General features: G+C 51.5%; 5 protein-coding genes. 1 reads left to right on the top strand and 4 read right to left on the bottom strand.

All coding sequences use genetic code 11. The features are described from left to right. Positions 1–225: 225 nt before the first annotated feature. On the bottom strand, positions 226–666 hold the full coding sequence (locus tag AC6R1O_RS17290; protein WP_334551061.1) for a YcgN family cysteine cluster protein: 441 nt from the start codon (positions 664–666) through the stop codon (positions 226–228). 130 nt (positions 667–796) lie between these two features. Between AC6R1O_RS17290 and AC6R1O_RS17285 the strand changes: the two genes are divergently transcribed. After that, entirely contained in the window at positions 797–1,045 is a 249-nt protein-coding gene (locus AC6R1O_RS17285; RefSeq protein ID WP_500625797.1) for a YkgJ family cysteine cluster protein, read from the top strand. A gap of 140 nt (positions 1,046–1,185) precedes the next feature. On the opposite strand, the gene recR is transcribed toward AC6R1O_RS17285, so the two are convergent. The 3 genes from recR to dnaX all read right to left on the bottom strand — a co-directional run bounded on the left by recR (position 1,186) and on the right by dnaX (position 4,422). Continuing rightward, the gene (recR, locus tag AC6R1O_RS17280) at positions 1,186–1,785 is read right to left on the bottom strand and encodes a recombination mediator RecR (protein WP_334551065.1); all 600 of its coding nucleotides are present in this window, start codon (positions 1,783–1,785) and stop codon (positions 1,186–1,188) included. 73 nt (positions 1,786–1,858) lie between these two features. Beyond that, a complete protein-coding gene (locus AC6R1O_RS17275; protein WP_005380618.1) occupies positions 1,859–2,188 on the bottom strand; it encodes a YbaB/EbfC family nucleoid-associated protein in 330 nt (109 codons plus the stop codon). Positions 2,189–2,259: 71 nt separating this feature from the next. Continuing rightward, positions 2,260–4,422 carry a DNA polymerase III subunit gamma/tau gene (gene dnaX, locus AC6R1O_RS17270; RefSeq protein ID WP_500634164.1) on the bottom strand — a complete coding sequence of 721 codons (2,163 nt, stop codon included), beginning with the start codon at positions 4,420–4,422 and terminating at the stop codon, positions 2,260–2,262. Between the last annotated feature and the right edge of the window lie 78 nt (positions 4,423–4,500).

Raw genomic sequence — 4,500 nt, 5'->3', positions numbered from 1 at the left:
CCCCCGCTTCGGCTTGGCCCGTCACCACGACCTTTCCCAGTCAAACGGCCGGTCCACTTTTCTCTATTATGAATCAACTGCCAAAACCCGTGCAGTGGCTCATCATCCGCTTTGATTTAGCTCCGCCAACACGCACCGAGCAACCCGTGGTCCATTGAGACAAAAGAGGGCGGATAAGAGGTTAAAGACGAGGACTTGTTGTCAATTCAACGACAAATCATTGGCTTAATCACGCGTAGGATGATTGAGTATGTGGTCTTCCCAATTGATCACATCGATTTCGTAGACCACTTTATTTCTGACGCTTTCGCCGGCGGCGTGCATAGCCGACTTAGAGCCAGTGCGCAGCGGGTGCCATTCGGGCAGTGGCTGGCCTTCTGCCATTAAACGGTAGGCACAGGTGTGCGGTAACCAGGTGAAATCATCGATGTCATCACGAGTCAGCTTGGTGCACTCTTCATGAGACTCAAAACGATGTTCATAATCGCTGCACGAACAGGTTTTTGTGTTGAGTAAGCTACACGCCACATTGGTGTAGTAGATTTCATCCGTATCTTCATCCATGAGTTTGTGCAGGCAGCACTTGCCGCAGCCATCGCACAGAGATTCCCACTCTTGCTCCGTCATCTGCTCTAACGTTTTTGTTTGCCAAAAGGGTGCGCTCATAGACTCATCTTGGATTAGTTAAAGAAGGGGCGATTTATACCGTCTAGCGGCAAAAACTTCAAGATCTTGTACTGATCGTCTTGATGATTTTTGCTACTATCGCGCCTCAATTTTACTCAGGGGTATCAGGATGGATTGTCGACTCGGTTGCGGGGCTTGCTGTATTGCGCCCAGTATCTCATCACCGATTCCGGGGATGCCAAATGGCAAACCTGCCGGTGTTCGTTGCATTCAACTCAATGAAGACAATCTCTGCAAGCTGTTTGGCTTACCAGAGCGTCCCAAAGTGTGCGCAGATTTTAAGCCGTGTCCTGTGGTGTGCGGGGCGACCAACCAGCAAGCGATGACCAATATCACCGAGCTTGAGCGTCTGACATAACACTTGGCGTCTAACGTAACCCTTGGCGTCTGAGGTAACAAAAGCAAACCAAGCACCACGCTCTGTCATGGGTGACAGATAAAAACATGGCCGCAGATGCGGCCATGTTGATATTATTTCTGGGTTTAAAATGCAGGGCATTAAATCTTATGTCGCCCGAGCAGTGAATGAGACAGCGTTGTGCCATCCACCAGCTCTAATTCACCACCGACCGGCACACCATGGGCAATGCGACTAGCCGTGACTTGGTGCTCATGACACAACTCGGCAATGTAATGCGCGGTCGCCTCCCCTTCCACCGTTGGGTTGGTCGCAAGAATCACCTCGCTAATATCACCGCGGCGCAGGCGAAAGTCCAGCACATCCAAACCGATATCACTCGGCCCAATGCCATCAAGGGGCGACAAGTGCCCCATCAACACAAAGTAACGCCCAGAGTATTGGCCGGTCGCTTCCACCGCTGCGATATCCGCAGGGCTTTCGACTACGCAAATTTGTCCATTCTCTTGGCGTTTTGGATTGGTGCAGATATGGCAAACCTCTTCTTCGGTAAAGGTCCGGCATTCGGAGCAATGGCCGATTTCCGTCATTGCCTGACTTAACGCGTCGGCGAGTTGCACGCCGCCTTTTCTATCTCGCTGCAATAAATGAAAGGCCATCCGCTGTGCCGACTTGGGGCCAACCCCAGGTAGACAGCGCAAGGCCTCCATTAATTGTTCCAGCATGTGACTGGTACGCATTGACTCTCTTTCTCTATGAATTGTCGTCATTCTCGTCGATTGCACGTAAACCTGTTACGCGCAGAGAGCGAGATTAGAACGGCATTTTCATACCAGGTGGTAATTGCATACCGCCTGTCACTGACGCCATTTTCTCTTTTTGCGTCTCTTCAACACGACGAGCGGCATCATTGAACGCAGCAGCAATGAGATCTTCTAGCATCTCTTTATCGTCTTCCATCAAGCTCTCGTCGATATCAACGCGGCGAACACTGTGGCTACCAGTAATGGTCACTTTCACAAGTCCAGCGCCCGATTCACCAGTCACTTCCATATTCGCAATTTCTTCTTGAAGCTTTTGCATGCGATCTTGCATTTGCTGGGCCTGCTTCATTAGGTTGCCCATACCGCCTTTACCAAACATGTTTATCTCTCTAGTTTATCACTATATCGAATTAAATGGGGGCTGAATCAAATGAATTCAACCACCGGAAATTATATCGGTCGTACACTATCGCTATCGAGTTCAGCACCAAAACGCTGCTCGATAAACTGCACGTACTGATCAGCCGCTAGACTGCTAAAAGCTTGCTCAAGCTTGCCTTGATACAGCTTATCTCTTAACTCTAGCGGTGTTTCTCCTTTGTCACCAATCTCGACACTTAACTGGCACTCTTCGCCCAACACTCGATTGAGCTCTGAGAGCAGTTCACTTTGCGCTTTATCCGTGTTGAGGTGAGCCTGCTGTGGACGCAACGTCAGTTGGATAGAGCGACCATCTTTGACGAAATCCGAATTGAGCGCGAGTTGCTCAGTCAACTTAGCTGTATTGAGCTGACTGATGAGCTGCGCCCACTCGCTTCGCTCTAAGCTTTCATTGACGAGTTTATCGACCATCTCTGGCGTCTTCTCGTGCTCGAGCGCTTTTTTCAGCTGCGTGGGTTTCAGTTCCGGCTTTTGCTCATCCACGACTGGTTGGCTTGGCGTCCATTGATAGGGCTCAGGCTTCTCAAGCGATGCGTTGTTTGCCGACTCGTTTCTAGCCATGTGTGCAGCAGGCGACATCTGCGGCGCTCCGGCGTGTTTTTGCGCAACACGTTCGAGCACCGATTCAGGTTTGGCAGATGCCGCTTTAGCCTTTTTTGTTGACGCGCCTGGCGAGCTGCGCCCTTGACGCTGTGAACGCAATTGATGACGCAAACCACTAATGCCGCCGCTCACCCCGCTTGACGCAGGCTTCTGCGTTGGAGGCGGTGTTGGCGCTGCTGGGGCTTGTGGGGCCGAAGCGGGCGTCATCTGTGCATACTCATCTCTGTCATATCCAGACGCGTCATGCATATCGTCATGCGATGGCATGTCGTAATCGGCCATCGGTGGCTCATACGACGGTGCGCTTGGCATTGGCTGCGATAGCGCTTTAGGCTGAGGTGGTGTCGCTTCAGGCTGAGGTGATACCGCTGGAGAGGACATCGGCGCTTGAGGCGCAGCATGGCTGACTGGTGGCGCTGCAGATGGCACCGGCGCCTCTGCGACAGGTGCGCTGGACGTTGAGATTATATTGGCTTGCGACACCTCTTGTGGCCTAAATGCCACCATGCGCAACAGCACCATCTCTAAACCAATGCGCTCTGACGGCGCCAACGCGATGTCTTCACGCCCTTTCAACGCAATTTGGTAGAACAGTTGAATATCTTGCGGCGTTAACGCTTTGCTCAGCTGCACGACCTTGTCAGCGTCAGGCTGGCCTTTATCAAGCGAGGATGGCAAAGCCTGCACCATGGCTAATCGATGCAATTGACTGGCGAGTTGTTGCAACAATCCATCCCAATCCACACCGTTTTGCGCCATTTGCTCCACACTCGACATCACCACATCCACCGATTTCGAGCTGATCGCTTGCAGCAGATGCAAGGCTTGATCGGTGTCGAGTGTACCCAACATGTGCGCCACGCTTTCTTGGCTGATACTGCCATTGCCAAGAGCAATCGCTTGGTCAGTCAAACTGAGTGCATCACGCATACTGCCATCCGCCGCATGGGCAATCATACCCAATGCGCGTGCCTCTGCACTCACTTGTTCCTGTGCAAGGATATGATCCAGCTGTTGATGAATGGCATCGACCGTAATCGGCTTAAGATGAAACTGCAGACAGCGCGACAAAATCGTCACAGGCAGTTTTTGCGGATCGGTGGTCGCCAGAATAAACTTCACGTACTCTGGCGGCTCTTCCAATGTTTTCAGCAGCGCGTTAAAGCTATGACGAGAGAGCATGTGCACCTCGTCAATCAGGTACACTTTAAAGCGTCCACGCGCTGGCTTGTACTGGACGTTGTCCAATAACTCTCGAGTATCTTCCACTTTGGTGCGCGACGCCGCGTCGATCTCTAATAGATCCACAAAGCGCCCTTGGTCTATCTCTTGACACGTATCACACTGACCACAAGGGTTGGCAGTAATACCCGTTTCACAATTTAGACCTTTGGCAAACAGTCGCCCAATCGAGGTTTTACCGACACCTCGCGTACCACTGAACAAGTACGCATGGTGGAGACGATTTTGAGCGAGTGCATTTTCAAGCGCCGTCAAAACGTGCGCTTGACCCACCACTTCACTGAATTTGGTTGGACGCCACTTTCGCGCTAAAGCAAGATAACTCATGAATAATTCCGATTAATGACCGTCAAATTCACAGATGCTGTAAACCGTAAGGCCGAGACCTTGCAGACGTTTATCACC

The sequence above is a fragment of the Vibrio sp. R11-SG3-ISO3-SZ genome, assembly GCF_059834345.1.
The sequence above is the reverse complement of the archived record's forward strand: the minus strand, read 5'-3'. Positions and strand labels throughout refer to the sequence as shown.

Bases quoted from the DNA above. Each gene is read 5' to 3' on its own strand.
- recR (WP_334551065.1), bottom strand. From the start codon at position 1,785: ATGCGTACCAGTCACATGCTGGAACAATTAATGGAGGCCTTGCGCTGT.
- AC6R1O_RS17290 (WP_334551061.1), bottom strand. From the start codon at position 666: ATGAGCGCACCCTTTTGGCAAACAAAAACGTTAGAGCAGATGACGGAG.
- dnaX (WP_500634164.1), bottom strand. From the start codon at position 4,422: ATGAGTTATCTTGCTTTAGCGCGAAAGTGGCGTCCAACCAAATTCAGT.
- AC6R1O_RS17275 (WP_005380618.1), bottom strand. From the start codon at position 2,188: ATGTTTGGTAAAGGCGGTATGGGCAACCTAATGAAGCAGGCCCAGCAA.
- AC6R1O_RS17285 (WP_500625797.1), top strand. From the start codon at position 797: ATGGATTGTCGACTCGGTTGCGGGGCTTGCTGTATTGCGCCCAGTATC.